The sequence below is a fragment of the Chrysiogenes arsenatis DSM 11915 genome (assembly GCF_000469585.1).
Taxonomy (GTDB): Bacteria; Chrysiogenota; Chrysiogenetes; order Chrysiogenales; family Chrysiogenaceae; genus Chrysiogenes; species Chrysiogenes arsenatis.
The window spans coordinates 1-2,529 of the sequence record NZ_AWNK01000021.1 but is presented as its reverse complement, the minus strand read 5'-3'; the positions used below and the strand labels follow the sequence as shown (position 1 = coordinate 2,529).

Genomic DNA, 2,529 nt, shown 5'->3' with positions numbered 1-2,529 from the left:
CCATTGTTTATCTGGATGCTATCAGGGTGAAAGGGGAGACAAGGCGGACACATTATCAACAAAGCAGTGTATCTCGCGTTGGCTGTCACCATGGAGGGACAAAAGGAAGTTCTTGGCATGTGGATCGCGGAAAATGAAGGGGCAAAGTTCTGGCTTAGTATTCTTAACGGACTACAAAACCGTGGAGTTAAGGATATTTTCATAGCTTGCGTTGACGGCTTAAAAGGGTTCCCAGAAGCTATAGAAGCCGCTTATCCGAACACCCAAGTGCAAACCTGCATTGTGCATATGGTCAGACATAGCTTGAATTTTGTGGCATGGAAAGAGCGCAAACAGATGGCCGCCGACTTGAAAGAAATTTATGCCGCGCCAACAGAAGAGCAGGCGCGGAGGAATCTTGAACAATTTGAAACAAAATGGGATGCCACTCATCCAATGGTCAGCCAATCATGGCGCCGCAACTGGGAGCGAATAATCCCATTTTTCAACTATCCGCCCGATATCAGAAAGGCAATCTACACCACCAATGCCATTGAATCATTAAACCACTCGCTGCGCAAGGTAACCAAGAACCGTGGAGCATTTCCCGACGACGAAGCAATATTCAAGCTCTTTTATATGGCGTTACGCAATATTTCAAAGAAGTGGACAATGCCGATCAGAGACTGGAAAGCGGCTCTTAATCAGTTCTGTATTTTCTTTGAGGGGAGGGTGCCAATGCAAAATTGATGTCTTCCGCTACTTACACAAAATTATTGACAGACCCATTGCGTATTCCCCATGAGCTGCTTACCCCTCTCAGTAGTATTCTGTTATACGCAGAACTGGTTATTGATGAGGAGCCAAACAATCTGAGTCACCGAGAAATCACCCCCATGGCTCGTTCAATTCAAAGCGCTGCCCATCGACTACTGGAAACTATACACAAGTATCTACTCTATAATGAGCTGCAGATCTTACGTTTTACCGAACGCAAGAGTAAATTGCGAGAAATACAGGATAACCTGCATGACATTATTCTCCACACTGGTCGCGCTGTTGCCGGAAAATGGAAACGACAAGAAGATCTAAGGGAAATCTTGGGCGATAGCGCTGTTCGCGCCTGCATCCCCTATTTTTGCCATGTGGTGCGGCAACTTGTCGACAATGCTTGCAAATTCTCTCCGATCGGTAGTCCGATTACTCTGCAATACTTCAAGTCTAATGGCGAGGTAACCCTGAGCATCAAAGACCAAGGTCGGGGAATTTCCACTGAAGACACCAAACGGCTGGGGGCGTTTCAGCAGTTTGAACGCAATCGGTACGAGCAACAAGGCTCTGGGCTAGGGTTGGCAATTGTTAAGCATATACTTGAGTATAATAGGGGAACACTGAATATCCAGAGTGTTCCTAATGAAGGTACAACTGTAACTGTAACCTTTCCCATTACAGCAGAATCCGAATGAAGCCTTCTACCAAAAATTACTTGCAGTTAAAATTCATTGTTATCTCATTCTGTATTATGAGTATATCGGTCTTATGGGCTGGGGGAGTGTGGCATATTGTCAGTTCACACTCTCTGAGTATCCAACAAGTAAAACAGAATATTGATAACCTGACTTTCACTCAGGAGAAATACGTTAAGCTCACTATCGGAGCAATAGATACAATCATTCAGGAGACTTTGCACGGCCTTTCAACAGGAGACCTTTTGATAGAAAGTGAGGCAGGTAGGCAGCGTTTGCACTCTGTAGTCGAACGTATTCCCGAAGTGGCGGGAATTGCTGTTGGGCGACAATTACCTTGTCCTCCTGACGACAATTACCTTGGCCGCATGAGTGGACTACACTGACGAAATATTCATCAAGGAGTATTTCGTTGTCCTACAAACCCATCACTCATCAGCAAAGGATGCTTTACATGCAACATCGCAACAAGGGACAAACGCAAACACTCAGCGCAGCAAAAGCAGGCATGAGTACGAGAACAGCACGCCGACTTGATCAAGCACCTCCAGACACAACACCACATGTGCGCCCATGGCGCACGCGTCATGATCCGCTTAGTTCAGTATGGGATTCAGAACTTCTTCCTTTACTGCAAGATAAGCCTGAATTATCCGGTCTGACATTGTGGGAGTATCTCGACGATAAATATCCTGGGGAGTATCCATCTTGTCTTTTGCGGACCATTCAGCGTCGGGTAAAGTTTTTTCGGGCAACACAGGGAAACGCAAAGGAAGCTATCTTTCGGCAGGATGTTCCTTTTGGCCGGATGGGGTTATCAGATTTTTCACACCCAAACGACGCTATTACATTACGCAAGGAGCCATTTGCGCATTTACTCTACCAGTTCCGACTTGCGTCCAGTGGTTGGCGGTACGCTCAAGTAATTCAAGGCGGCGAGAGTTACAGCGCGCTTGCGGATGGATTGCAAAATGCGTTCAGCCGCTTGGGTGGTTGTCCGATAGAGCACCGCACCGACAGCTTAAGTGCGGCATTCAATAATGCTTCCGAGCAAGAAGAACTTACGCGCAATTACAAAGCCCTC

General features: G+C 46.5%; 3 protein-coding genes and 1 pseudogene. All 4 read left to right on the top strand.

The annotated features are described in order from the left end of the window. Positions 1-729, top strand: a pseudogene (locus P304_RS15335) (IS256 family transposase); the annotation flags it as partial. Then, a complete protein-coding gene (locus P304_RS0111075) occupies positions 729-1,445 on the top strand; it encodes a sensor histidine kinase (RefSeq protein WP_027390581.1) in 717 nt (238 codons plus the stop codon). The pseudogene P304_RS15335 and the gene P304_RS0111075, both read left to right, overlap by 1 nt. 56 nt (positions 1,446-1,501) lie before the next feature. Then, on the top strand, positions 1,502-1,831 hold the full coding sequence (locus P304_RS0111070; protein ID WP_160165066.1) for a hypothetical protein: 330 nt from the start codon (positions 1,502-1,504) through the stop codon (positions 1,829-1,831). 122 nt (positions 1,832-1,953) lie between these two features. After that, positions 1,954-2,529, top strand: a 576-nt coding sequence (locus P304_RS0111065; protein ID WP_484481986.1) for an IS21 family transposase, incomplete at its 3' end; no start/stop codon positions are given.

What these genes read in the sequence shown, in the direction of transcription:
- P304_RS0111075 (WP_027390581.1), top strand. Translation starts at nt 729, where the DNA reads ATGTCTTCCGCTACTTACACAAAATTATTGACAGACCCATTGCGTATT.
- P304_RS0111070 (WP_160165066.1), top strand. Translation starts at nt 1,502, where the DNA reads ATGAGTATATCGGTCTTATGGGCTGGGGGAGTGTGGCATATTGTCAGT.